Source organism: Azospirillum sp. B2RO_4, from assembly GCF_051124815.1.
Lineage (GTDB): Bacteria > Pseudomonadota > Alphaproteobacteria > Azospirillales > Azospirillaceae > Azospirillum.
The window spans coordinates 2,175,442-2,199,993 of record NZ_CP118485.1 but is presented as its reverse complement, the minus strand read 5'-3'; the positions used below and the strand labels follow the sequence as shown (position 1 = coordinate 2,199,993).

Below are 24,552 nucleotides of genomic sequence, written 5' to 3'. Positions count from 1 at the left end.
CTTCTTGTCGTTGTGTCCCGGGGGCTCGGCAGCCAGCCGCAGTCAGGTCGATTCCAGGGCGGTGCGGGGGATGGCGTCCTGGTCGACATGCTCGCCCGCGAACAGCTTGCCCACGTTCAGCAGGGTCACCATGCGGTTCTCGGCGGTGTAGAGGCCGCTGAGATATTCGGCGTCGATCAGCCCGCTGTCGACGTCGGGCGGCGGCTTGATCGCGTCATGGCCGATGGCCAGGATGTCGGAAATCGCGTCGACCAGGATGCCGCGGGTGCGCTCGCCCACCTGCATCACCACCACGACATGGCGCTTCGTCACCTGGGTCAGGCCGCCGCCGAAGCGGGCGCGCAGGTCGAAGATCGGGATGATGATGCCGCGCAGGTTGATGACGCCGCGGACATAGTCGGGCAGGTTCGGCAGGCGGCTTTCCGGCGTCCAGCCGCGGATTTCGCGCACGGCCAGGATGTTGACGCCATATTCCTCGCTGCCGACCGTGAAGGTCACATATTGCTCCTCCGTCCCGTTGGCGGCGGAGCCTGCGGCCGAAAGGTCGGTGCGGGAGCTGACGGGGGCGATTGCGGTGGAACTGCTCATCGCTGGGCCTCAAACCGTTTGGCGTTGACGCTGGTCGGATCTGTCCGCCGGGGCGGGCAGGGACGGGGAAGCGGAAGGGCTGCCGGCATCGCTGCCGGAATTGTTGTGGCGGCTCATTTCACGCAGGCCGGCCACGTCCAGGATCAGGGCGACCCGGCCGTCGCCAAGGATGGTCGCGGCGGCGACGCCGTCCAGCCGGCGGAAGTTGGCCTCCAGGCTCTTGATGACGACCTGCTGCTGGCCCAGCACCTCGTCCACCACGAGGCCGAGGCGGGAGCCGTCCTCCGTCTCCACCAGCACGACCAGCCCCTTGGTGGCGTCGTCGATGGCCTTGGGGATGCCGAACAGCCGATGCAGGTGGACCAGCCGCACATACTCGCCGCGCGCCATCATGACGTCGCACTTGTTGACCAGCCCATGCAGATCGGCGGGCTTGGGCCGCAGGCTCTCCACGATGTTGGTCAGCGGCAGGACGAAACGCTCCTCCCCCACCGAGATTACCATGCCGTCCAGCACCGCCAGCGTCAGCGGCAGCGACAGGACGAAGCGCGAGCCCTCGCCCGGCGTCGAATAGACGCCGATGCGCCCGCCCAGGCTGGAGATGTTCCGCCGCACCACATCCATGCCGACGCCGCGGCCGGACAGGTTGGACACCTGATCGGCGGTGGAGAAGCCGGGCAGGAAGATCAGGTTGTCGATCTCCTCGTCCGACAGGGTGGCTCCCGGCTGGACCAGCCCCTTCTCGATCGCCTTGGACAACACCTTGGCGCGGTTGATGCCGCGGCCGTCGTCGGTCACCTCGATCACGATGCGGCCGGACCGGTGGGCGGCCGACAGATGCACGGTGCCGGCGCGCGGCTTGCCGATGCGCTCCCGCTCGTCGGGGCCTTCCAGCCCATGGTCGATGGAGTTGCGGATCATGTGGGTCAGCGGATCGACGAGGTTCTCCACCACCGTCTTGTCGACCTCCGTCGTCTCGCCCGTGGTGACCAGCATCACCTCCTTGCCGGTCATGGCGGCGCATTCGCGCACCAGCCGCGGCATGCGCGAGAAGACGCTGGAGACCGGCTGGGCGCGGATCGACATCACGCTTTCGCGCAGTTCGCGGGTGTGCTGGGCGAGGCCTTCCAGCCCTTCCAGCAGTTCCTGGAACTGGCCCGGCGGCAGGTCGCGCAGATGCTCCGCGATCATCGCCTGGGTGATGACCATCTCGCCGACCATGTTGACCAGCCGGTCGATCTTGTCGAGGTCGACGCGGATGGTGTGGGTGGTCGGCCCGGTATGGTCGCCGCCGCCCGTGCCGCCGGCACCGCCGTTGGGGCGCTTGGCGCCGTCGCCGGGCTTCGCCGAGCCCGAGGTGGTGGCGGCCGGGGTGGCCGGTGGGGGTGGGGGAGCGGCCGGTTCCGGCAGGTTGGCGGCGGCCGGGACGGGAGCCGGCTGAGGGACCGGGGCAGGTTCGGCCGGCGCAATGATCGCGGGCGGTGGGGCTTCGGCGCTGATGCGGATGTCGCAGTCGTCGGCGACGAATTCGAACACGTCGTCGATCTGGGCGCGGTCGACCTGCGGGTCGGCCAGCAGCGTCACCGTCCAGGACAGGTGCAGCAGCTCGGCGTCGAGGTCGCGCAGCGACGGCAGCTGGTCCAGGTGGCAGACCACCTCCGCCTCGCCCAGCCGGCGCAGGGCGCGCAGCATGTAGGTCGGCTCGTTGCCGGACAGCAGCAGTTCGGCCTTCGGGCGGAAGGCGATGGTCCAGCGCACCTTGCCTTCGGGGACCGGGCCGGAGGGCGTGGAGGCCGGGTGATCGTCGCGGGCGGCCTGGATGGCGGCCAGGGCGTCGCCGAAGATGCCGGCTTCGTCATCCTCGTCGTCGGGGTAGGCCGTGGCGGGCGGCGGCGCCGCGGGCCCCTTCTCCGCCGGTGCTTCGGCCGGCGCTTCGGCCTTGCCCAGGAAGCGGCGGAGCGCGGCGACGGTGTCGTCGGTGGTGCCGGCCGGCGCCTCCGTCTCATCGGAGGCATGGGACAGCAGGCGGGCCAGCAGGTCGTTGGCGCGGATCAGCGTGTCGACCAGTTCGGTGGTGACGGGGATCTCGGCGTTGCGCACGCCGTCCATCACCGTTTCGAATTCATGGGCGAAGGCGACGAGATCGTTGAATCCGAAGGCGCCGCCGCCGCCCTTGATCGAATGGACGGCGCGGAAGATCGCGTTCACCTCGTCCATGTCGACCTCGCCGGGGGCGAGGCGCAGCAGCCCGGCCTCGGCGACGGCCAGCAATTCGGCGCTTTCGTCGAAGTAGGTCTGCTTGAAGCGGCTGAGATCGTCCACGGCTGTACCCCTTACTTCGCTGACGGCTTGCGGTCAGCCGCAGACCTTCTGCACCACCGACACCAGCTTGTCGGGGTTGAAGGGCTTCACGATCCAGCCGGTGGCGCCGGCGGCGCGGCCCTCGGCCTTCTTGCTTTCGTCCGCTTCGGTGGTCAGCATGAGGATCGGCAGGGTGCGGTGGGCCGGGATGGCGCGCAGCTTGCGGATCAGGGTCAGCCCGTCCATGACCGGCATGTTCAGGTCGGTGATGACCAGATCGACCTTGGTGGTGGCGATGGCGCTCATCGCCTGCTGGCCGTCGGCGGCCTCCACCACCTCGTAACCGGCGCCGCGCAGGGTGAAGGACACCATGTCGCGCATGGTCCGCGAATCGTCCACCGTCATCACTTTCTTCTTCACGCACGCCTCCACTGCTTCAGCCAGCCGGCCAGCCCCAGATCCTCGCAGGCATCGGCGAGGACCTCCGACGGGCGCAGGATGGCGAAGGAATTTCCCTGTTCCGCCGCATCGCGGGCGGCGACGACCAGCGCCTGGATGCAGGCGACGCTGATGCGTTCCACCGCGTCCGCCTGGACGGTGATGTCCACCGACGCCTTGAAGGCGGCGCGCAGGCTGTCGAGCAGAGGTTGCGCCATGGGCAAATCGAGGTCGCTCGGCAGGCCCAGGCGAATGCGCCCGTCATCCTCCTCCGTCCACTTGATCAGCGACACGCCACCCCTCCGTCCAAAGCCGGCCCGCTCCTGCGCATTCCGGTTGTAGGAGCGACGTTGCCAGAAGGCGTCTCAAGGATTCGTTAAGCGGAAGTGGTGGATGGGCCGGGTGTCGTTGAGAAGTTGGGGATAACCGCAATCAAAATTGGGACATGCCGCCGGGCGTCGGTGTGGCGGCCAGTGCAGAGGTATGCGGATCAGCCCTTTGCCCGGGCGATGAGCGGACGGAATTCCGCCAGCACCGATTCGTAGACCGGGCGTTTGAAGGCGACGATCATGCCCGGCAGTTCCTCGGCGTCGATCCATTTCCAGGCGTCGAATTCCGGATGATCGGTGTCGAGCCGGATGTCGGATTCGTCGCCGGTGAAGCGGGCCAGCATCCACATCTGTTCCTGCCCGCGCCAGCGGCCCTTCCACACCCGGCCCAGCAGATCGTCGGGCAGGTCGTAACGGTGGGGGGCGGCGGTCATGGCGATGAACTCCGCCTTCGCAGTGCCGATTTCCTCTTCCAGTTCGCGGAAGGCGGCGGTGCGGGCGTCCTCGCCGTCGTCGACGCCGCCCTGCGGCATCTGCCAGTCGGCCGCCGACCCGCAGCGCCGGGCGACGAACACCTCGCCGCGGTCGTTCAGCAGCATGATGCCGACGCAGGGGCGGTAGGGCAGGGCCCCACGATCAATAGGAGTACGGTCGATGGGGGCGGTCATGCCGGGGGCTCCGTTCGGATCAGGCTTTGGTGATGAAGAAATAGACGGTCATGCCGGCCCCCACCAGGATCACCATCTTGCGCAGGACCGATGGCGGGATGTGGCGGGCGACCGACGCGCCGGCATAGCCGCCGGCCATGGCGGCGACCAGCATGACAAGCGCCTCCGGCCAATAGACCGCTCCGCCGGCGACGAAGGCCGCCACGGCGACGGCGTTCAGGCAGCCGGAAACCAGCGACTTCAGGCCGTTCATGGCGTGCAGGTCGGTCAGGCCGAAGACGCCCAGCGTCGCCAGGATCAGGATGCCGATGCCGCCGCCGAAATAGCCGCCATAGACGGCGATCAGGAACTGCACCGCCAGCACCGTGCCGTGGCCGATGGTGAAGTTGCGGCGGATCCAGGCCGACGCGGTCGGGCCGACGGCGAACAGCAGCGTCGCGAACAGCAGAAGCCACGGCACGATGATCTCGAAGGTCTTCTGCGGCGTCCACAGCAGCAGCAGGGCGCCCAGCAGTCCGCCCACCAGACTGATGCCGAGGAAGGAGGGCAGGTGGATCTCGCGGATTCGGCCCAGCTCCCGCCGATAGCCGAAGGCGCTGGCCAGCGCGCCGGGCGACACCGCGACCGTGCTGGTGGCGTTGGCGTTCAGCGGCGGCACCCCGGCCATGATCAGCGCCGGAAAGGTCAGGAAGCTGCCGCCCCCGGCCACGGCGTTCAGCACGCCGGCGAAGAAGGCGGAGACGATCAGCAGCAGCGTCAGCATGTCACCTTACCCGAAAACTCAGCCCGGCCATGGAACGGCGCCTTGCGTTTTGCACACGCCCGCTCATACCGCAACGCCGAAGTCCCACAACCGCGCGGCTTTCGCAACCCCGAACAATTCGTTAAGGTCGTCGTCCCTTCAACGGATAGAGTGTCTGGAGACCTCCATGTCCGCCCTGCTCGACACCACCGACGCCCTGCACGACCAGATGCTGTCCCTCGGCAGCAAGGCCCGCGCCGCCGCGGCCGCGCTGGCGACCGTGCCAGGACCGTCGAAGGACCGGGCGTTGAGGGCGGCGGCGGCGGCTATCCGCGCCCGCGCGTCCGAGATCAAGGCCGCCAACGCCGAGGACATGGCGAACGCCCGCGACCTGTCCGGCCCCATGCGCGAACGGCTGATGCTGGACGACAAGCGCATCGAGGCGATGGCCAAGGGGCTGGAGGACATCGCCGACTTCCCCGATCCCATCGGCGGCGTGCTGGCGGAATGGACGCGGCCCAACGGCCTGCGCATCCAGCGTGTCCGCGTGCCGCTGGGCGTCGTCGGCATCATCTATGAAAGCCGGCCCAACGTGACGGCGGACGCCGGCGGCATCTGCCTGAAGTCGGGGAACGCCGCCATCCTGCGCGGCGGGTCGGAGAGCATCCGCTCGTCCCGCGCCATCGCCGACTGTCTGGTCCAGGGGCTGCGCGAGGCGGCGCTGCCGGAGGCGGCGATCCAACTGGTCCCCACCACCGACCGCGCCGCCGTCGGCCATATGCTGACGATGCGCGATTATATCGACGTCATCATCCCGCGCGGCGGCAAGTCGCTGATCCAGCGCATCGCCGACGAGAGCCGGGTGCCGGTGATCAAGCATCTGGACGGCAACTGCCATGTCTATGTCGATGCCGGCGCCGATCTGGAGAAGGCGCGCAAGGTGGTGCTGAACGCCAAGATGCGCCGCACCTCGATCTGTGGCGCCGCCGAAACGCTGCTGGTCGACCGTGCCATCGCCGACACCGCGCTGCCGCTGCTGGTGAAGGACCTGCTGGATGCCGGCTGCGCCGTGCGCGGCGACGCCGCGGCCCAGGCGGCCGATCCGCGGGTGACCGCCGTGGCGCCGGAGGATTGGGACACCGAATATCTCGACGCCATCATCGCCTGCGGCGTGGTGGACGGGGTGGATGCGGCAATCGACCACATCAACGCCCACAGCTCCCACCACACCGAATCGATCCTGACCGAGGATCCGGCGGCGGCGGAGCGGTTCCTGTCGCGGGTCGACAGCGGCATCGTGCTGTGGAACGCCTCGACCCAGTTCGCAGACGGCGGCGAGTTCGGCATGGGGGCGGAGATCGGCATCTCCACCGACAAGTTCCACGCCCGCGGCCCGGTGGGCGCCGAGCAGCTGACCAGCTACAAGTATGTCGTGCGCGGCGATGGCCAGACGCGACCGTAAAACCGACGCTCCTCCCGCCGGTGGAACCCTCTCCCCCCCGGGGAGAGGGCAGGGTGAGGGGGATGCGTTGCGAGGATCGTCCGGCAAACGGAACCCCCTCACCCAACCCTCTCCCCGCTTGCAGCGGACCGAAGGTCCGCCTGTCGCGTCAGCGCAAACGGAGTTTGCGCGAGAGCGGGGGGGAGAGGGGAAACGCTCCGGGCTAAAGTTCGGGTGCGAAAAAGCCCCCCATCTCTTCTCCGGCCCGCTCTATGCCGGCCTCACCGTCGGCATTCTCGGCGGGTCGTTCAATCCGGCCCATGCCGGGCACCGGCACATCAGCCTGTTCGCGCTGAAGGCGCTGGGGCTCGACCGTGTCTGGTGGATGGTCAGCCCGCAGAACCCGCTGAAGTCGGCGTCGGGCATGGCTTCGCTGTCCGACCGGATGGCGGAGGCGCGGGCGGTCGCCGCCCATCCGCGGATCGAGGTGACAGCGATAGAAACGGCGCTCGGCACCCGCTACACCGCCGACACGCTGGCCAAGCTTCAGCGCCGCTTCCCCGGAACACGCTTCGTTTGGTTGATGGGGGCGGACAATTTGCGACAAATTCCGCGCTGGAAGCACTGGAATCGAATCTTCGACTCGGTGGCCGTTGCGGTTTTCGCCCGCCCAACCTATTCTCTTGGAGCGTTGAGCGGCAAGGCCGCCCAGCGCTACACCCGTCGGCGGGTGTCGGTGTCGGGGGTCAAAGGGCTGGCGCGCCGCAGGCGGCCGGCCTGGGCGTTCTTACGCAACCCCTTGCACCCGGCCTCGGCGACGGCGATCCGGCAGGCACGGGCCGCCGGGTCGTGAAACCGTTGCAAGAGGTTGGAGCCATCACCACGCACACCGAAACGGCCGCGACCGCTCCGCGGCCAGCCGCCGTTCCCCAGATCCTGGAACCGCAGGACCTGAAGGCGCTCATTCAGGCGTCGCTCGACGCCGATCAGGCGGATGACGTCACCGTCATCGATCTCGCCGGGAAAACCACCTTCGCCGATTACATGATCGTGGCGTCGGGCCGCAACACGCGGCACATCGCCGCCATGGCGATGAAGCTGGCCGAAAAGCTGAAGCAGGCCGGCGTCCGCGGCGTCGAGATGGAAGGCATGGCCCAGTGCGACTGGGTCCTGGTCGATGCCGGCGACGTGATCGTCCACCTGTTCAAGCCGGAAGTCCGGACCTTCTACAACATCGAGAAGATGTGGGGTCTGGAACTGCCGACGCCGTCGGGCACGGCGCGGCTGAGCGCCTGACGGGAAGAGGGCGGAGGGCCGCATCATGCGTCTGTGGCTCGCCGCCGTCGGGCGGTCGCGGGGCGGACCGACCCGCGACCTGTTCGACGAGTATGTCGGACGGCTCGGGTGGCCCTTCACCCTGAAGGAGGTCGAGGTGAAGAAACGCCTCTCCTCCGACGAATTGAAACGGCAGGAGGCGGAGCTGCTGCTCGCCGCCGTGCCGGCCGGCGCCATCGTGGTGGCGCTGGATGAACGGGGCAAGGCGCTGCCCAGCGAAGCCTTCGCCGCCAAGATCGGCGACTGGCGCGACCGCGGCGCCGGCGACCTCGCTTTCCTGATCGGCGGTGCCGACGGCCATGGCGACGCGGTGCGCGCGCGGGCCGACTTCCTGCTCGCCTTCGGGCCGATGACCTGGCCCCACATGCTGGTGCGCGGCATGCTTGCGGAGCAACTCTATCGCGCCCAACAAATTCTTGCCGGTCACCCCTATCACAGATCCTGATTCCCTGCGTCGCATCCGGCGCGCGGAAAAGCGCCGGAGCCCAGAGCCCAAAAAAGCCAAACACAAAACTCCGAGACCACAACCTTTCGAGAAAGGTAAGCGCGATGACCGAGACCAACCGACCCCGCCCCGTCGTCCTCTGCATCCTGGACGGCTGGGGCTATCGCGAGGAGCGGTCCGACAACGCGATTGCGCTGGGCGACACCCCGAACTGGGACCGCCTGTGGTCGGCCGAGCCGACGGCCTTCCTCGACGCCAGCGAGGAGGAGGTCGGGCTGCCCAAGGGCCAGATGGGCAACTCCGAGGTCGGGCACATGAATCTCGGTGCCGGCCGGGTCGTCATGCAGGACCTCGTTATGATCGACCACGCCATCGTCGAGGGCGAGCTTGAGCGCAACGCCGCGCTGAACGATCTGGTCAAGGCGATGCACAAGACCGGCGGACGCGTCCATCTGATGGGCCTGCTGTCGCCGGGCGGCGTCCATTCGCACCAGGATCACATCGCGGCGCTGGCCGGCGTGCTGTCGCGCGAGGGCGTGCCGGTGGCGGTCCATGCCTTCACCGACGGCCGCGACGTTCCGCCGCAGAGCGCCAAGGATCAGGTCGCCGAGTTCATGGCCGACGTCTTCGAGCTGCCGGGTGTGGAGGTGGCGACCGTCATCGGCCGCTATTACGCGATGGACCGCGACAAGCGCTGGGACCGCGTCGCCAAGGCCTATGCCGCGATGACCAGGGCGGAGGGCGAGCGCGCCGCCGACCCGATCCAGGCGATCGAGCAGAGCTATGCCGCCGACAAGCATGACGAATTCATCCTGCCGACGGTGATCGGCGACTATGCGGGCATGAAGGACGGCGACGCCATCCTGATGGCGAATTTCCGCGCCGACCGCGCCCGCGAGATCCTGGCCGCCTATGTCGATCCGGCTTTCGATGGCTTCCCGGTGGCCAACTCCCCGGCGGGCGGCGCGCCGAAGCTGGCCGCCGCCGTCGGCATGGTCGAATATTCGTCGGCGCTGGCCAAGCTGATGACCACCATCTTTCCGCCGAAATCTCTCACCAAGGTGCTGGGCGAGGTGGTTTCCGAGGCCGGAATGAAGCAGTTGCGCATCGCCGAGACGGAGAAGTACCCGCACGTCACCTTCTTCTTCAACGGCGGCGAGGAACGGGTCTATGAGGGCGAGGACCGCATCCTGGTGCCGTCGCCGAAGGTCGCCACCTACGACCTGCAGCCGGAGATGTCCGCCGCCGAGGTGACCGGCAAGCTGGTCGGCGCCATCGATTCCGGCAAGTACGACCTGATCGTCGTCAACTTCGCCAACCCCGACATGGTCGGCCACAGCGGCATGCTCGACGCCGCCATCAAAGCGGTCCAGGCGGTCGACGGCAGCCTGGGTCAGGTGGAGGCGGCGGTGCGCCGCGCCGGCGGCACCATGCTGGTCACCGCCGACCACGGCAATTGCGAGCTGATGAAGGATCCGGAGACCGGTGGCCCGCACACCGCCCACACGCTGGACAAGGTGCCGCTGATCCTGATCAACGGCCCGGCCGGTGCGAGGATCGAGAGCGGCCGTCTGGCCGACATCGCGCCGACGCTGCTCGACCTGCTGGGCCTGCCGAAGCCGGCCGAGATGACCGGCCGCAACCTGCTGGTCCGCACCGCCGCCCGCGCGGCGGCGGAGTAACGGATGGCGCCCGTCCCTTTCACCTCGTTGTCCCCCTCTCTACCCCGGGGAGAGGGTTGGGGTGAGGGGGGCGCGTGGCGTGGAGTCGCGGGAAGCCCGGCGCTTAAATTTACGTCCCGCAGCGCACCCCCCTCACCCAGCCCTCTCCCCGGGGGGGAGAGGGTATCCGCTGGGGAGAGGGTATCCGGGGCGGGAGAGGGTATCCTCGCCGGCTTCGTCGTCATCGCCGGCCTGATTCTCGCCCAGCCGGCGAATGCGCAAAGCGAAGCGCCCAAGGACACGCTGAAGCGGGTGGAGCAGCAGCTTCAGACCGGCAAGCAGCGCCAGCAGCAGTTGGAACGCCAGTCGCAGGCGCTTCAGACCGAACTGGACGACCTGCGCGGCCGGTTGATCTCGTTGGCCGATCAGGCGCGCGGACAGGAGCAGTCACTCGACCAACTGGAGGAGTCGCTCGCCGCGCTGGAGGCCGAGGAGCGGGAACGCTCCGCCGGTCTCGACGCCGAGCGGCAGCAGATCGCCACCCTGCTGGCCGCCCTGCAGCGGCTGGCGCGCATCCCGCCGGAAGCGGCGCTGGCCCGGCCGGAAAGTCCGGTCGACACGTTGCGCTCCGCCCTGCTGCTGCGCGATGCGGTGCCGGCGCTGAAAGCGCGGGCCGATGCGCTGGCCCAGGCGCTGACCGCGCTGGCCGACACCCGCGGCAAGCTGGTGGACCAGCGGGCGAAGGCGCTGGCGGCGCGGGTGGCGCTGTCCGAAAAGCAGGACGAGATGAACCGCCTGATCGCCCGGCGCGAAGAGCTGTCGCGCCAGACGGAGGAGGAGCGCGTCCAGGTCGGCCAGCGCATGGCGGACCTGTCCGGTCAGGCCACCGACCTGCGCCAGTTGATGGAGCGGATCGAGGCCGAACGCCGCGCCGCCATCGAGGCCGCCGCCCGCCGCGAGGCCGAGCGGCGCGAGGCGGAACGCCGGGAAGCCGCCCGCCGGGAAGCGGAAAAGCGCGAGGCCGAACGCCGCCTTGCAGCGCAAAAGGAAGCGGAGCGCAAGGCGGCCGAACGCAAGCTGGCCGACCTCCGCGCGGCGGAGCAGAAGGTGGCGGAACAGAAGGCCGCCGAGGAAAAGCGGGCGAAGGACGAAGCGGCCAGGGAAGCGGCGCGGGAGCGCGAACTGGCTGCGAAGTCTCCGGACGGCCCGCCGGCCATCGCCGGAATGGTCCTGCCCGCCGCCGGCAAGCTGACCACCCGCTTCGGCGAATCCGACCGTTTCGGCGCCACCAGCCGCGGCGTGACGGTGCAGACCCGCCCCGGCGCCGCCGTGGTGGCGCCGCGCGGCGGCACGATCGTGTTTGCCGGCCCGTTCAAAGGCTATGGCCTCATCTTGATCGTGGAACACGGCAACGGATATCATAGTCTGATTGCGGGTTTGGGCCGGATCGACACGGCCGTCGGGCGTAAGGTGGCCAGCGGGGAACCGCTGGCGGTCATGCCGTCGGACGGCAATCCGGATCTCTATTTCGAGCTGCGACGAAACGGCCAGCCGATCAACCCGCAACGCGGGTTCGGCGCCCCGGAGGGGAAAGGACAAGGGTAGATGAGGATGATCAAGCGCGCCGCCACGGCGGCTGCTCTGGTGTTTCTGGGCGCCGGCGTCGCCACCGTCACCGCGCAGTCCAGCAATTCGTCGGACACCTACCGGCAGTTGAACCTGTTCGGCGACGTCTTCGAGCGTGTCCGCGCCGAATATGTCGAGCCGGTGACCGACGAACAGCTGATCGAAGCGGCGATCAACGGGATGCTGACCTCGCTCGACCCGCATTCCAGCTATCTGAACAAGAAGAGCTTCCAGGACATGCAGGTCCAGACCCGCGGCGAGTTCGGCGGGCTGGGCATCGAGGTGACGATGGAGAACGGCCTGGTGAAGGTCGTGTCGCCCATCGACGACACCCCGGCCTTCCGCGCCGGCCTGCAGCCGGGCGACCTGATCGTCCAGTTGAACGGCGAAGCGGTGATGGGCCTCAGCCTGAACGAGGCGGTGGAGAAGATGCGCGGTCCGGTGGGCAGCGAGCTGAAGGTCACCGTCCGCCGCGGCGAGGCGGGCGAGCCCTTCACCGTGTCGCTGACACGCGCCGTCATCAAGGTGCAGTCGGTCCGCTACCGCACCGAGGGCGACATCGGCTATATCCGCATCACCAGCTTCAACGAGCAGACGCAGAGCGGGCTGGAGAAGGCGATCTCCTCGATCCAGCAGCAGTTGGGCGACAAGCTGAAGGGCTTCGTGCTCGACCTGCGCAACAATCCGGGCGGCCTGCTCGATCAGGCGGTGTCGGTGTCCGATACCTTCCTGGAGAAGGGCGAGATCGTGTCGACCCGCGGCCGGCGGGCGGAGGAGGGCACCCGCTTCAACGCCAAGCCGGGCGACCTGATCAAGGGCCTGCCGATGGTGGTTCTGGTCAACGGCGGATCCGCTTCGGCCTCGGAAATCGTCGCCGGCGCCCTGCAGGACCACAAGCGCGCGATCATCATGGGCACCCAGAGCTTCGGCAAGGGATCGGTGCAGACCATCATCCCGCTGCCCGGCCATGGCGCCATGCGGCTGACCACGGCGCGTTACTACACGCCGTCGGGCCGCTCGATTCAGCAGCTGGGCATCACCCCGGACATCGAGGTGCATGTCGCCAAGGTGGAGGATCTGGACAAGAACATCGTCCGCCGCCGCGAAGCCGACCTGAAGGGTGCGCTGGTCAACCCCGACGCCGCCAATCAGAACAAGGCGCCGCGTCCGGCCACCACCAACCCGGCGGCTCCCGGCACTCCCGCCGCCCCGAACCCGGCGACTCCCGCTCCGGGGCCGGGTGCCGGTGCTGCGCCGGGGGCAACGCCTGCGCCGGGTGCCGCTCCGGCCGAAGGCGCCGCGGCGGAGGGGGCGGAACAGCCCTTCGACTTCCAGCTCGCCCGCGCGCTGGATCTGCTGCGTGGCGTCGCCCTGTTCCAGCAGCGCGCCGCGGCGCGCTGACCGGAGCAACCGACGGTGAAGGCTCCCGCCCTGCTGGGTCGTCTGCGGTTCGATGTCCGGGGTCTGCGCCCCGGACTCGGCTGGCTGCGCCGTTTCCGCCGCAATGGAGGCGATTCGGCGGGCCGGCCGCGCAAACCGCTGTCCAAGCCTTTGCTGGCTGCCGTCGCCCTGGTGGCGGTCGCCGGCGGCGGGCTGGCCGGCTGGCTGGCGCTGAACGGCGAGGCGACGCGGGAGGCCTGGCAGGCATCGATTCCGGCGGCGACAGTGGCGGTCGCTCCGCTGCCGCCGCCCCCGGTGCCGGAACCCAAGGCCGCCGCGCCGGCGGCGCCCTTGCCCACCGATGCCGCCCCGCTGCCCCTGCCGGGCGTACCGGCGGCGGCGGTGACGCTGACCCCGGCGCCGGTGCCGGGGCTGGTGGAGGACAGCCGCAACGGCCCGCTGCCGCGCATCGCCCAGGACGGGCGCAAGCCCTGGCAGGTTTATGCCCGGCCCTTCCCGGCGACCGACAAACGGCCGCGCATCGCCATCGTCATGTCCGACCTGGGGCTCAGCGGCGTCACCACCGGCAATGCGCTGGCGAAGCTGCCGCCCGGCATCACGCTGGCCTTCCTGCCCTATGCCGAGCGGCTGGACGATTGGGTCGAGCGGGCCCGCACCAAGGGTCACGAGGTGATGCTGTCGGTGCCGATGGAGCCGCTGAACTACCCGCGTGACGACCCCGGCCCGAACGCGCTGCTGACCATGCTCGGTCCCGACCGCAATGTCGAACGGCTTGAATGGTCGCTGGGCAAAGCGGTCGGCTATGTCGGCATCACCAGCACCACCGGCAGCAAATTCACCGCCAACCCGGCGGCGATGCAGCCGGTGATCGACGTGCTGAAGGCGCGCGGCCTGCTGCTGGTCGATTCGCGGGTCAATCCGAAGAGCGTGGCCGGGCCGCTCGCCAATCTGGCCGGCGTGCCGCGGGCGCTGGGGGACCGCGTCATCGACCGCGACCTGTCGCGCGGCGCCATCGACGACCAGCTGCGCGAACTGGAGGAACTTGCCAAGACCAACGGCGCCGCCGTCGGTTTCGCCTCCCCCTATCCGACGACGATCGAACGCCTCAATCTGTGGCTGACTTCGCTGGCCGACCGTGGGATCGCGCTGGCCCCGGCGTCGGCGGTGGTCAACATCCAGAAATAGCAGGCCCAGAAATAGAGGCCCCTGAAATAGAGATTGCGACGGAACCGCCTGATGCGACAACGCGCATCGGGCGACTTTCCGTGTGCGGCTTGCCTGATTGCGTCCGTTGCGCGAATATCTCGACCGAATTTCGAATTGGTGGAGAGGGCGGATGTATCACCCCGAAGCGCTGGACCCCATCGTCGCCTTCCTGCGCGGGATCGGCATGCAGGTGGAATATGGCGAGGGCGGGCGCGACGGCTTTCTGCCCGGCGTGAACATCCATGCCGGCGCGCTCCATGTCGATCCGGAGACCCTGAAGGGACCGGGCGACCTTCTGCACGAGGCCGGCCACATCATCGTCATGCCTCGCCGCTACTGGCCGTTGCTGAACCGCGACGTGCAGACGGACATCGACGCCATCCTCGCCGACCAGACCGCGCGCGACGGCACCCCCGATCCGATCCTGACCCGTGCCGCCCGCCAGGGCGAGTTCATGTCGCAGGCCTGGTCCTATGCCGTGGTTCGGCATCTGGGCCTGCCGCAGGAATGCCTGTTCTTCCCCGGCTCCTACCAATATCAAGACTATCAGGGCACCCACCCGATGCAGGCCTGGATCGAGCAGGGGACCCATTTCGGCCTGATCAATCTGGCGCAGGCCGACTTCACCGGCTATGCGGGGATGTTCGCCTATATGGGCAACAACGGGCTGGCGCCGTTTCCGCAGATGGCAAAATGGACGTTGGATTGAAGGAGTTTCCGGCAGAAATCCCTCACCCGCAAAGCGCATCCCAATCCAGCGCCCCCGGATCCTCCACCAAGTGGTCCACCGCGTCGAAGACCACGGCGGGGTGCTGGGGCCAGGCGATGGTCAGCATGCCGGCGGCCTTGGCGCTGCGGGCGCCTGTGGGGCTGTCCTCGATCACCGCGCAGGCCTCCGGCGGCAGTCCCAGCATCTTCGCGGCCAGCAGGTAGGGCTCCGGATGGGGCTTGCCGTTGGCGACGTCCTCGCGGGCGATGCTGAAGCGGAAATGCGGGATCGACATCGCGCGCATGTTGGCGTCGACGATCATGCGCCCGCCGTTCGACACGCAGGCCTGCGCCAGACCGCGGGCGGCAAAGGCCTCCACCAGGGCGAAGGCGCCCTCGCGCGGGCGCACCCGATCGACGTTGGCGACATACTGGGCGTTGATCTCGTCGGCCCAGGCGTGCAGGTCGATGGGGAAGGGGCGGCGGGCGTGCAGGGCGGCGTAGATCTCGCGGAACGCCACGCCGTGCATCGACCGGCAATCCTCGTCGCTCAGCTCATGGCCATAGCCGCGGCAGACCTCGACGGTGATCTGCTGGTGCCAGGGTTCGCTGTCCATCAGCGTGCCGTCGATGTCCCACAGCACGGCCCGAATCGGGGTGCGCGACATCACGGTCACCGCACCACCAGATCGTCGCGGTGGATCATTTCGTCGCGCCCCTGATAGCCGAGGATCTCCGGGATCTCGGTGCTCTTGTGGCGCAGGATCCGGCGGGCGTCGTCGGCGCTGTAGGCGACGAGGCCGCGGGCGACCTCGCGCCCCTCCTGGGTGCGGACGATCACCACGTCGCCGCGGTCGAAGTCGCCCTGCACGGCGGTGACGCCGGCCGGAAGCAGACTGGCGCCGTGGGACAGGGCGCGCATGGCGCCGTCGTCGACCACCAGCACGCCGGTGGCGTTGACATGGCCGGCGATCCAGGCCTTGCGGGCGCTGGTCGGCTCGGCGGACGGCAGGAACCAGGTGCAGAGCGCCCCGCCATCCTCCGGCCGCCGCTCCAGTGCCGCCAGCGGGTTCATGCGTTTGCCCTTGGCGATGACCATGCGGCAGCCGGCCGACAGGGCGACGCGCGCCGCGGCGATCTTGGTCACCATGCCGCCGCTGCTGTAGCCGGGGGGCGGCTCGCCGGCCATGCCCTCGATCTCCGGCGTCAGTTCGCGCACGGTTGGGATGTGGCGGGCGTCCGGGTCCTTGCGCGGATCGGCGGTGTAGAGGCCGTCGATGTCCGACAGCAGCACCAGCGTGTCGGCGCTGACCATCTGCGCCACGCGGGCGGCCAACCGATCGTTGTCGCCGAAGCGGATTTCGGCGGTGGCGACGGTGTCGTTCTCGTTGATGACGGGAACGGCGCCAAGCTTCAGCAGCGTGTCGATGGTGTTGCGGGCGTTCAGGTGTCGCCGCCGCTCTTCCGTGTCCTCCAGCGTCACCAGCACCTGGGCGACGGTGACGTCGTGGCGGGCCAGCGTTTCCTGATAGGCGTGGGCGAGGCGAATCTGGCCGGTGGCTGCGGCGGCCTGCTTCTCTTCCAGCTTCAGCGCCCGGCCGACGAGGCCGAGATGTTCACGCCCGCAGGCGACGGCGCCGGAGGTGACGATCACCACCTCCTGCCCCCGCTTGCGGCAGGCGGCGACGTCGTCGGCCAGCGCATCGAGCCAGTCCCGGCGGATTTGCCGGGTTTCCCCATCGACCAGAAGGGCCGAGCCGATCTTTACGACCAGCCGGCGGGATTCGAGAAGGGTAGGGGCGTCAAGCGCCATGGCGGGAGGTTCCGTCCGTATCGTCGTCCGAACCGTCCTCTTCGTCCTCCGGCTCGTCCGCGTCAAGGACTTCGTCCGAGTCGCTTTCCAGCTCTTCGCCGTCCAGCTCCTCGCCCTCTTCGAGGTCGTCCTCCTCGAACTCCTCGGTCTCGCCGCCGACCCACTCGCCGGTTTCGTCGTCCCACTGCATCTCGCTGTCGTCGGGCAGCTTCTGGCCGACCGGCGGGCGCGGGATGGACCGGGTCGCCGGGGCGTGGATGACCTCGGGTTCTTCCGACTTGGACTCCTTGATGACCGTCAGCAGCCGGTAGAGCACCTGTTTAACGCCCTGGCCGGTGGCGCCGGACAGCACCATGACCTCGGCGCCCGATGCCTCCTCCAACGCCGCCTTCTTCTCCTCGATCTCCTCGTCCAGCAGGGCATCGGCCTTGTTCAGCCCGATGACCTCCGGCTTGTCGGCGAGGTTGCCGCCATAAGCCTCAAGCTCGTTCCGGATCGTGCGGTAGGAGGCGACGACGTCGTCGGCCGTGCCGTCGATCAGGTGCAGCAGGATGCGCGAGCGTTCGACATGGCCGAGGAAACGGTCGCCCAGCCCATGGCCCTCGTGCGCGCCCTCGATCAGGCCGGGGATGTCGGCGATGACGAACTCTTCGTCACCGGCGCGGACGACGCCCAGGTTGGGGGCCAGAGTGGTGAAGGGGTAGTCGGCGATCTTCGGCTTGGCCGCCGTGGTGGCGGCCAGGAAGGTCGACTTGCCGGCATTGGGCAGGCCCAGCAGGCCGGCGTCTGCGATCAGCTTCAGCCGCAGCCACACCCACTGCTCCTGCCCCGGCCAGCCGGGGTGGAACTTGCGCGGCGCCCGGTTGGTCGGCGTCTTGAAATGCGCGTTGCCGTGCCCGCCGTCGCCGCCGCGCAGGAAGACGCGGCGCTGACCGGCCTCGGTCAGGTCGCACAGCACGGTTTCCTGGTTCTCGTCCAGGATCTGGGTTCCGACCGGCACGCGCAGGACGACATCCTCGCCGCGCGCGCCGTTGCGGTTGCTGCCCATGCCGTGATGGCCGCGCTGCGCCTTGAAGTGCTGCTTGTAGCGGTAGTCGATCAGCGTGTTCAGGCCGTCCGCCGCCTCGATGATCACGTCGCCGCCGCGACCGCCGTCGCCGCCGTCCGGGCCGCCGAACTCGATGAACTTCTCGCGCCGGAACGCGACGGCACCGGGGCCGCCGTCACCGCTCTTCAGGAAGACCTTGGCTTGATCGAGAAACTTCATCGGGGAACCTGCCCGTAAACGGAAGGGAAACCGGCGGCGGGACGGCACCGGACTGAAAACGAAAATCGGGGAGCCGGTCGCCCGGTCCCCCGATTCTATCCCACAAGCGTGCTGGCCTGCGACACAGGCCGCGCAACGACCCTAGAGGTTACTCGGCCCGATCACTCGGCGGCGACGGCCGGAACTTCCTGGTCGTTGGCCGGAACGACGTTCACGAAGGTGCGGCCGTTCGAGCTGTGCTTGAAGTAGACCTGACCGTCGGCCATCGCGAACAGGGTGTGGTCGCGGCCGATGCCGACATTCTCGCCCGGGTGGAACTTGGTGCCACGCTGACGGACGATGATGTTGCCGGAGATGACGTTCTCGCCACCGAAACGCTTCACGCCGAGACGGCGACCGGCGGAGTCACGGCCGTTGCGGGACGAGCCGCCTGCCTTTTTGTGTGCCATGGGGTGTTGCTCCTAAACTGAAGATGCGCCTGGAAGCCCGACCGGAGGACCCGGATCAGGCCGCGCCGTTGATGCCGGTGATGCGCAGGACGGTCAGATCCTGGCGGTGGCCGTTCTTACGGCGGTAGTTCTGGCGGCGCTTCTTCTTGAAGACGATGATCTTCGGGCCGCGGTCCTGGGCGACGACCTCGGCGACGACCGAGGCGCCGGCCACGGTCGGGGTGCCGATGGTGGTGTTGCCTGCGTCGCCGACCATCAGCACGTCATCGAGCGTGATGGAGGCGCCAGCATCGGCCTCGAGCTTCTCAACACGGATCACGTCGCCATTGGCGACCTTGTACTGCTTGCCGCCGGTGCGGATCACTGCAAACATTGTCGTCACTGCCTATGTCAAAACAAACGGCGGGCTTCTCGCCCACCGTTCGATGCGCAAGCCCGTTCATGGGAGCGACGATCTATACTCAGGAGGGGCTGAGAGTCAACAGGGTTGCGGGCCAAGGCCTTCGCATTTTTCTGCAAAAAAGGCTTGCACGGCTCAAGGCGTTTATATAGGTTCCGCCCACCCCGCCAAACGGGGCAGCGGATGGGTGGCAGAGCGGTTGAATGCACCGCACTCGAAATGCGGCATACCCTCACGGGTATCGGGAGTTCGAATCTCCCCCCATCCGCCATTCTCTCTCTTCTGAGAGAGGGAAGATAGCACAAAGCGCCAGCCGGATCGGCTAGGCGCTTTTTTTATGCCCGGATGCCGCCTCGGCCGGTCGGGTTTCCCCTTTTTCGCCGCGCCGTCGCGATGGCCGTTCCCCCGGCTGGTTTGTTGGTCATGTCAATGCCAACGCCCAGATAACCAACGCTCAAGATCCCTTTGGTGCGATCAGCCAGGGGTGCGACCGGAGGGGTGCCGACATGAACACGCTCAGCCGCCGTGATGGATGCCTGCGATTCTCTTACGTCGTCGAGGGCGGCCTGCGCGTCGAAGGGACGCATGATCCGGCGGAGCAGGTGCTGATCCTGAAGGTGACGGCGCCGCAGGGGCGGGTGATTCATATGGATGCGATCCCCTGCGACGATCCCCGAGTCATCCTGGAGGCGCTCCGGGAATGGGGTGATCCGCCGGAGGAGGTGCGCGACGCGCTGCCGGCGTTGGGCGGCAACGCGATCCTGCTGGAAACGAGGCTTGGCGACTCGGTGCGGGCCTCGATCCGCCGTCACGGCATGAAGGTGGAGGTCCTCTTCATCGACGCCGACGGCCGGCGGCTGGCGGAACTGCGTGCCGGCAGCCTCGAAGCGCTCGACGCCAAGGCCGGCGGGTTGCTGCGCCTGTCGCAACGGACCCGCGCGGTGCTTGGCGCCTGGCTGTCGGCCGAGCCGTTGTGGCTGGCGGCATTTTTGCTGGGCGGGCCGTTCCTGGGGGCTCTGCTGATCGGATTCGGGGCGCAGGTGTCGCCTGAGCAGGTGCTTGTCACCGCCTATGCCGGTGCGGCCGGGCTGGTTGCCGCCTATGAACTGATGCGGGCGGGCTATGCGGAGTGGGTGCTGGCGCCGCCGGACAGCTTTGCGCGGCGGTGATGCCGCTCCGGCCGGCAGGTCGATAAAAAGCATTTTATCAGCATTGCTGATCTTCCGTTTGACGGAAAAACAAGAACCGATGCTGTGGTGACGGCATCGCTGGTCCGACCATCGCCCCGCCCGTCAATGGGCCAAACGACTGGGAGGACACCACATGACGCAGACTCGATTCTGGATTGCCGGCTGTGCGATTTCCCTGCTGTGGGCGGGCACGATTTCCATGGCGTCGGCTGCGGACCCGGCATTGGAAGGGTCAGTGCGCAAGGCGGTCAGTCCGCAGGCCCAGAGCTGGCTGTCCGACCCCACGGTTGTCGGGGCGGTGAAATCGCAGAATGCCAAGCATGCCGGCATCGCCCAGTCCAAGATCGACGAGATGGACAACCAGTGGAAGGCGGCGGCCAAGGCCGGCGGCGCCAATCCGGCCTTCGATGCGGTCTCGTCGAATGCCGTCTCCAAACAGTTGAAGCAGGTGGTGGCGGACAGCAAGGGGCGGATCGTCGAAATCCTGCTGATGGACGACCACGGCCTGAATGTTGGCCAGACCGCCGGAACCTCCGACTACTGGCAGGGCGACGAGCCGAAATGGCAGAAAATCTTCACCGGCAACGCCGATCTTTACATGACCGACCCGGAGAAGGACGACAAGAGCGGCGCCATGCTGACCGAAGCCAGCGTTCCGGTGCTGGACCCGGCCGGAAAGCAGAAGATCGGCGTTGCGATGATCGTTCTGGATACCGCGAAGCTGGGGCAATAGGCGCCGCGAGCACCGACTGATCGGCAAAGGAAACGGCGCTCCGGGTGGTCCGGGGCGCCGTTTTCATGTCCGCATCATGTGCGGACGGGCCGCGTCAGGCGTCAGGCCGCCTGCTGGGTCAGGGCGGGGGTCTCGACCTCCACCGCGTCGCTGCCGGCGGCGGTGACGATCGGAATGCTCCGCGGCTTCATCGCTTCGGGTACCTCGCGCGCCAGCTCGATGTGCAGAAGGCCATTCTGAAGAGACGCGTTGGTCACCTTGATGAAATCGGCCAGCTGAAAGCGGCGCTCGAACGCGCGCCCGGCGATACCCCGGTAGAGGAATTGGCCGGTCGGCTCGTCCTTCTTAGCTTTACCAGTGACGGTCAACGAGTTCTGGTGAGCGACGATGTTGAGGTCGTCGATCCCAAAGCCGGCGACGGCCATGGTGATCCGATACGAATCCTCGCTCAGCTTTTCGATGTTGTAGGGCGGATAGGATGCCGCCTCGTCACCGGTGGTCGCGGTCTCCAGCAGACGCGACAGGCGGTCGAAACCGACGGTGGAACGGAACAGCGGCGAAAGGTCGTAGCTACGCATGACATATCCTCCGAAAGAGCGATACGGCCGTCGAGGACCACGGCATCGGTCGGTCCTCTTGGGGCGGATTGGTGGCGGACCCCGTATGGGCATCCGCCGGACGAGCGAGAGATAATCGACGCTTTTCCCTGTTCAAGAGGGCGGGTCCACAAAGACCGGTCAATCCCCGCCTGGGGTTGCCGGGTGCCGCCCGGTCACCAATTGTTAATCAGTTGCGGCAAGGCTCACGCTAGGGCCGTAAGTCCGCAGGAGGGGGCCGACGACCATGACTTCGCACACCTTCTTCTTCAACGGTCCCTATGACGAGACGATGGCCCTCTTGATCGAGGCGCGGAATTACATCGCCTATCATGATGCGGCCGAACACCGGAAGCTGCCGCCGCAGGTCCGCCTTCAGATCTCCTACGAATCCATGCGGGTGACCAGCCGCCTGACCCAGGTGATGGCGTGGCTCTTGGCGCAGAAGGCCGTGCATGCCGGCGAGATGACGAAGGAGCAGGCGGCGAGCGAGGATTTCGCGCTGTCCGGCGGCGAAATCTGTTCCGATCCCAGCGGCCCCGACAACGAGGATCTGCCGTCCGGCCTGCGCAGCCTTCTGGAGCGCAGCCACAGCCTGTATATGCGCGTCCACCGACTCGACGCCATGGTCCGCGCCGATGTGGAGCGCGAGGCCGCGGCGGCGGTGGGATAGCGGTTTCACTGCGGATCATGTGCAAACGAAAAGGGCGTCCGAACCGGTCGGACGCCCTTTTCGCATCGGCAGGATAGAAGCGCGGTAACGCTTACTTCTTGAGGCCGAAGTTCGCGAAGCGCTTGTTGAACTTGGCGATCTGCCCGCCGGTGTCCAGCAGCTTCTGCACGCCGGTCCAGGCCGGGTGCGACTTCGGGTCGATGTCGAGGCGCAGCGTGTCGCCCGGCTTGCCCATGGTGGAGCGGGTCGTGAACGAGCTGCCGTCGGTCATGACCACGGTGATCTCGTGATAGTCGGGATGGATGTCAGTCTTCATGGCCGGGGTTCCTGCAAAGCGAGCGGCGTCTATACCAAAACCCCCTCCCCGGCGCAACCCCGGAATCTCTCCTCATTCGGGGGGCGGTGACGGCTTCCGCAGCCATTTTCCGGGCGGTTTAGCCGGCCCGTCGCCTTGTTGGCGCCATCGCACCGCGCTATATGCCAGCGATCCGCATCAATAACCCCAACAGACAAGCGGGAACCGCGTGGCTCGCCAACCCTCCCCCGACATGATCGCCGCCTCCGCCCGTGGCGAGGCGGATACCCGCCGCCGCGACCTTGGGCCTCTGCGCCGTCTGGTGCCGTTCCTGCTTCCCTATAAGTGGCGAATCCTGGGCGCCATGCTGGCGCTGACCGTGGCCGCCGGCACCGTGCTGGGGCTGGGGCAGGGGATGCGGGTGCTGATCGACCAGGGCTTTGCCGGCGGCGACACCTCGCTGCTCGACCGGGCGCTGCTGGTCCTGCTGGGGGTGATCGCGCTGATGGCGGCCTCCACCTATGGCCGCTTCTATCTGGTCAGTTGGGTCGGCGAGCGGGTGGTCGCCGACATCCGGCGCGCCGTCTACGACCATGTGCTGACCCTGTCGCCGGGATTCTTCGAGACGACCAAGACCGGCGAGATCCTGTCGCGCCTGACCACCGACACCACCCTGCTGCAGGTGGTGGTCGGGTCCTCCGCCTCCATCGCGCTGCGCAACACGCTGCTGTTCCTGGGCGGCACCGGCATGCTGCTGATCACCTCGCCCAAGCTCACCGGGCTGGTGGCGCTGGTGGTTCCGCTGGTGGTGGCGCCGATCGTCTTCTTCGGCCGGCGGGTGCGCAAGCTGTCGCGCGACAGCCAGGACCGCATCGCCGACATCGGATCCTTCGTCGAGGAGACGCTGGCCGCCATCCGCACGGTCCAGGCCTTCACCCACGAAGCCATCGACCGCGCCCTGTTCGGCCGCCGCGTGGAGGAGGCGTTCGACGTCGCCATCCGCCGGGTGCGGGTGCGGGCGGTGATGACGGTGATCGTCATCGTGCTGGTGTTCGGCGCCGTCGGCATCATCCTGTGGATCGGCGGCCATGACGTGGTGGCCGGGCGGATCACGCCGGGCGAGCTGTCGGCCTTCGTCATCTACTCCGTGGTGGTCGCCGGATCGGTCGGCGCCATCAGCGAGGTGATCGGCGACCTGCAGCGCGCCGCCGGTGCGACGGAGCGGCTTTTCAGCCTGCTGTCCGTCGAGTCGGAGATCCGCGCCCCCGCCGTGCCGAAGCGGCTGCCGGTCCCGGCTGCGGGTGCGCTGTCCTTCGACGCCGTCCGCTTCCATTACCCGTCTCGCCCGGATTGGGCGGCGCTGGAGGGGTTCTCGCTTGATGTGAAACCGGGCGAGCGGGTGGCCCTGGTCGGCCCGTCGGGCGCCGGCAAGTCGACGGTGTTCCAGCTTCTGCTGCGCTATTACGATCCGCAGGCCGGTTCGGTGCGGCTCGATGGGGTCGAACTGCGCGACGCCGATCCGGTGGAGGTGCGCCGCCATCTGGGTCTCGTGGCGCAGGACCCGGTGGTCTTCTCCGCCAACGCCTGGGAAAACATCCGCTACGGCCGGCCCGACGCCTCGGACACCGAGGTACGTGCCGCCGCCGAGGCCGCCCACGCCCTGGATTTCCTCGATGCGCTGCCGGAGGGGTTCGACACCTTCCTGGGCGAGAAGGGCGTGCGGCTGTCGGGCGGCCAGCGCCAGCGCCTCGCCATCGCCCGCGCCATCCTGCGCGACCCGCCGGTGCTGCTGCTGGACGAGGCGACCAGCGCGCTCGACGCCGAGAGCGAGCGGATGGTGCAGGACGCGCTCGACCGGCTGATGCATGGCCGCACGACGCTGATCGTCGCCCACCGGCTGGCGACGGTGCTGAACGCCGACCGCATCGTGGTGATGGACCAGGGCCGCGTGGTGGAAACCGGTACCCATGGCGAACTGGTGGCGCAGGGCGGCCTCTATGCGAGGCTGGCGGCGCTGCAGTTCGACCGCGCGGACGGGGTGGCGTAGGGGGACGTGTCGGCTTCGATGCCCCCTCCCTAACCCTCCCCCTCTTCGAGGTGGAGGGGACTGCCGCCGCATTGCGAATCCACCCTCTCCCGCGAAGCGGGGGAGGGAAGGGGCCCATGCGCAGCATGGGAAGGGAGGGGGCATCGACGCTTCCATCGAACCGCGCTACCCTTCTCCCTATCCCCAGCCCTGTAAGGCAG

General features: G+C 68.1%; 26 protein-coding genes and 1 tRNA gene. 14 read left to right on the top strand and 13 right to left on the bottom strand.

The genetic code is table 11. The annotated features are described in order from the left end of the window. Nucleotides 1-42: 42 nt before the first annotated feature. The 6 genes from PWS46_RS10505 to PWS46_RS10480 all read right to left on the bottom strand — a co-directional run bounded on the left by PWS46_RS10505 (nucleotide 43) and on the right by PWS46_RS10480 (nucleotide 5,087). Nucleotides 43-588 carry a chemotaxis protein CheW gene (locus PWS46_RS10505; protein ID WP_434614677.1) on the bottom strand — a complete coding sequence of 182 codons (546 nt, stop codon included), beginning with the start codon at nucleotides 586-588 and terminating at the stop codon, nucleotides 43-45. Nucleotides 589-597: 9 nt separating this feature from the next. After that, on the bottom strand, nucleotides 598-2,910 hold the full coding sequence (locus tag PWS46_RS10500; RefSeq protein ID WP_434614674.1) for a chemotaxis protein CheA: 2,313 nt from the start codon (nucleotides 2,908-2,910) through the stop codon (nucleotides 598-600). Between the two features lie 33 nt (nucleotides 2,911-2,943). Next, nucleotides 2,944-3,309, bottom strand: a complete 366-nt coding sequence (locus tag PWS46_RS10495) for a response regulator (protein ID WP_199231895.1) — start codon at nucleotides 3,307-3,309, stop codon at nucleotides 2,944-2,946. Continuing rightward, nucleotides 3,306-3,620 (bottom strand): STAS domain-containing protein, encoded by a 315-nt coding sequence (locus tag PWS46_RS10490; protein WP_434614671.1) that lies wholly within the window; start codon nucleotides 3,618-3,620, stop codon nucleotides 3,306-3,308. The genes PWS46_RS10495 and PWS46_RS10490 overlap by 4 nt, the downstream gene beginning before the upstream one ends. Nucleotides 3,621-3,817: 197 nt before the next feature. After that, a complete protein-coding gene (locus tag PWS46_RS10485) occupies nucleotides 3,818-4,324 on the bottom strand; it encodes an RNA pyrophosphohydrolase (protein ID WP_434614669.1) in 507 nt (168 codons plus the stop codon). Nucleotides 4,325-4,343: 19 nt separating this feature from the next. Further along, nucleotides 4,344-5,087 (bottom strand): sulfite exporter TauE/SafE family protein, encoded by a 744-nt coding sequence (locus tag PWS46_RS10480; RefSeq protein WP_434614666.1) that lies wholly within the window; start codon nucleotides 5,085-5,087, stop codon nucleotides 4,344-4,346. 166 nt (nucleotides 5,088-5,253) lie between these two features. Between PWS46_RS10480 and PWS46_RS10475 the strand changes: the two genes are divergently transcribed. From PWS46_RS10475 to PWS46_RS10435, 9 genes are all read left to right on the top strand, one after another. After that, nucleotides 5,254-6,528, top strand: a complete 1,275-nt coding sequence (locus PWS46_RS10475) for a glutamate-5-semialdehyde dehydrogenase (protein ID WP_434614663.1) — start codon at nucleotides 5,254-5,256, stop codon at nucleotides 6,526-6,528. A 118-nt stretch (nucleotides 6,529-6,646) separates the two neighbouring features. Further along, on the top strand, nucleotides 6,647-7,360 hold the full coding sequence (locus tag PWS46_RS10470) for a nicotinate-nucleotide adenylyltransferase (protein ID WP_434614660.1): 714 nt from the start codon (nucleotides 6,647-6,649) through the stop codon (nucleotides 7,358-7,360). After that, nucleotides 7,357-7,803, top strand: coding sequence for a ribosome silencing factor (gene rsfS / locus PWS46_RS10465; RefSeq protein ID WP_014248611.1), 447 nt, complete (start codon nucleotides 7,357-7,359; stop codon nucleotides 7,801-7,803). Before PWS46_RS10470 ends, rsfS begins: the two co-directional genes overlap by 4 nt. A 25-nt stretch (nucleotides 7,804-7,828) precedes the next feature. After that, nucleotides 7,829-8,287: a 23S rRNA (pseudouridine(1915)-N(3))-methyltransferase RlmH gene (rlmH, locus tag PWS46_RS10460; RefSeq protein WP_109075575.1), complete on the top strand. Its 459-nt coding sequence runs from the start codon at nucleotides 7,829-7,831 to the stop codon at nucleotides 8,285-8,287. 104 nt (nucleotides 8,288-8,391) lie between these two features. Further along, the gene (gpmI, locus tag PWS46_RS10455) at nucleotides 8,392-9,969 is read left to right on the top strand and encodes a 2,3-bisphosphoglycerate-independent phosphoglycerate mutase (protein WP_434614655.1); all 1,578 of its coding nucleotides are present in this window, start codon (nucleotides 8,392-8,394) and stop codon (nucleotides 9,967-9,969) included. 291 nt (nucleotides 9,970-10,260) lie between these two features. Continuing rightward, complete coding sequence (locus PWS46_RS10450; protein WP_434614652.1) at nucleotides 10,261-11,553, top strand: murein hydrolase activator EnvC family protein; 1,293 nt, start codon at nucleotides 10,261-10,263, stop codon at nucleotides 11,551-11,553. Next, nucleotides 11,554-12,975, top strand: coding sequence for a S41 family peptidase (locus PWS46_RS10445; RefSeq protein WP_434614649.1), 1,422 nt, complete (start codon nucleotides 11,554-11,556; stop codon nucleotides 12,973-12,975). It abuts the gene before it with no gap. A gap of 15 nt (nucleotides 12,976-12,990) precedes the next feature. After that, nucleotides 12,991-14,160 (top strand): divergent polysaccharide deacetylase family protein, encoded by a 1,170-nt coding sequence (locus tag PWS46_RS10440; RefSeq protein WP_434614646.1) that lies wholly within the window; start codon nucleotides 12,991-12,993, stop codon nucleotides 14,158-14,160. A gap of 151 nt (nucleotides 14,161-14,311) precedes the next feature. Then, entirely contained in the window at nucleotides 14,312-14,890 is a 579-nt protein-coding gene (locus tag PWS46_RS10435; protein ID WP_434614643.1) for a hypothetical protein, read from the top strand. 22 nt (nucleotides 14,891-14,912) lie between these two features. Here the strand turns inward: PWS46_RS10435 and PWS46_RS10430 are convergent, their stop codons facing one another. The 5 genes from PWS46_RS10430 to rplU form a co-directional block, all read right to left on the bottom strand. Then, nucleotides 14,913-15,557: an HAD family hydrolase gene (locus PWS46_RS10430; protein WP_434614639.1), complete on the bottom strand. Its 645-nt coding sequence runs from the start codon at nucleotides 15,555-15,557 to the stop codon at nucleotides 14,913-14,915. A gap of 5 nt (nucleotides 15,558-15,562) precedes the next feature. Next, nucleotides 15,563-16,702: a glutamate 5-kinase gene (proB, locus tag PWS46_RS10425; RefSeq protein ID WP_434614636.1), complete on the bottom strand. Its 1,140-nt coding sequence runs from the start codon at nucleotides 16,700-16,702 to the stop codon at nucleotides 15,563-15,565. Continuing rightward, a complete protein-coding gene (gene obgE, locus PWS46_RS10420; protein WP_434614633.1) occupies nucleotides 16,692-17,969 on the bottom strand; it encodes a GTPase ObgE in 1,278 nt (425 codons plus the stop codon). The genes proB and obgE overlap by 11 nt, the downstream gene beginning before the upstream one ends. A gap of 161 nt (nucleotides 17,970-18,130) precedes the next feature. Then, nucleotides 18,131-18,418, bottom strand: a complete 288-nt coding sequence (rpmA, locus tag PWS46_RS10415; protein WP_014248601.1) for a 50S ribosomal protein L27 — start codon at nucleotides 18,416-18,418, stop codon at nucleotides 18,131-18,133. A gap of 55 nt (nucleotides 18,419-18,473) precedes the next feature. After that, nucleotides 18,474-18,791 carry a 50S ribosomal protein L21 gene (gene rplU / locus PWS46_RS10410; protein WP_012974890.1) on the bottom strand — a complete coding sequence of 106 codons (318 nt, stop codon included), beginning with the start codon at nucleotides 18,789-18,791 and terminating at the stop codon, nucleotides 18,474-18,476. 208 nt (nucleotides 18,792-18,999) lie between these two features. Here rplU and PWS46_RS10405 point away from each other — a divergent pair. The 3 genes from PWS46_RS10405 (at nucleotide 19,000) to PWS46_RS10395 (ending at nucleotide 20,741) form a co-directional block, all read left to right on the top strand. Then, a tRNA-Ser gene (locus PWS46_RS10405) sits at nucleotides 19,000-19,089 on the top strand. Between the two features lie 235 nt (nucleotides 19,090-19,324). After that, nucleotides 19,325-19,987, top strand: a complete 663-nt coding sequence (locus PWS46_RS10400; RefSeq protein WP_434614629.1) for a hypothetical protein — start codon at nucleotides 19,325-19,327, stop codon at nucleotides 19,985-19,987. A 154-nt stretch (nucleotides 19,988-20,141) separates the two neighbouring features. Further along, nucleotides 20,142-20,741, top strand: coding sequence for a PDC sensor domain-containing protein (locus PWS46_RS10395; protein ID WP_434614626.1), 600 nt, complete (start codon nucleotides 20,142-20,144; stop codon nucleotides 20,739-20,741). Between the two features lie 101 nt (nucleotides 20,742-20,842). Here PWS46_RS10395 and PWS46_RS10390 read toward each other — a convergent pair whose 3' ends face one another. Continuing rightward, a complete protein-coding gene (locus PWS46_RS10390) occupies nucleotides 20,843-21,319 on the bottom strand; it encodes an Hsp20 family protein (protein ID WP_434614623.1) in 477 nt (158 codons plus the stop codon). A gap of 265 nt (nucleotides 21,320-21,584) precedes the next feature. Between PWS46_RS10390 and PWS46_RS10385 the strand changes: the two genes are divergently transcribed. After that, nucleotides 21,585-22,010 (top strand): DUF1465 family protein, encoded by a 426-nt coding sequence (locus tag PWS46_RS10385; RefSeq protein ID WP_085090096.1) that lies wholly within the window; start codon nucleotides 21,585-21,587, stop codon nucleotides 22,008-22,010. A 91-nt stretch (nucleotides 22,011-22,101) separates the two neighbouring features. Here the strand turns inward: PWS46_RS10385 and rpmE are convergent, their stop codons facing one another. Next, complete coding sequence (gene rpmE / locus PWS46_RS10380; protein ID WP_012974887.1) at nucleotides 22,102-22,326, bottom strand: 50S ribosomal protein L31; 225 nt, start codon at nucleotides 22,324-22,326, stop codon at nucleotides 22,102-22,104. A gap of 232 nt (nucleotides 22,327-22,558) precedes the next feature. Between rpmE and PWS46_RS10375 the strand changes: the two genes are divergently transcribed. Further along, nucleotides 22,559-24,352, top strand: a complete 1,794-nt coding sequence (locus PWS46_RS10375) for an ABC transporter transmembrane domain-containing protein (RefSeq protein WP_434619973.1) — start codon at nucleotides 22,559-22,561, stop codon at nucleotides 24,350-24,352. Nucleotides 24,353-24,552: the final 200 nt, after the last annotated feature.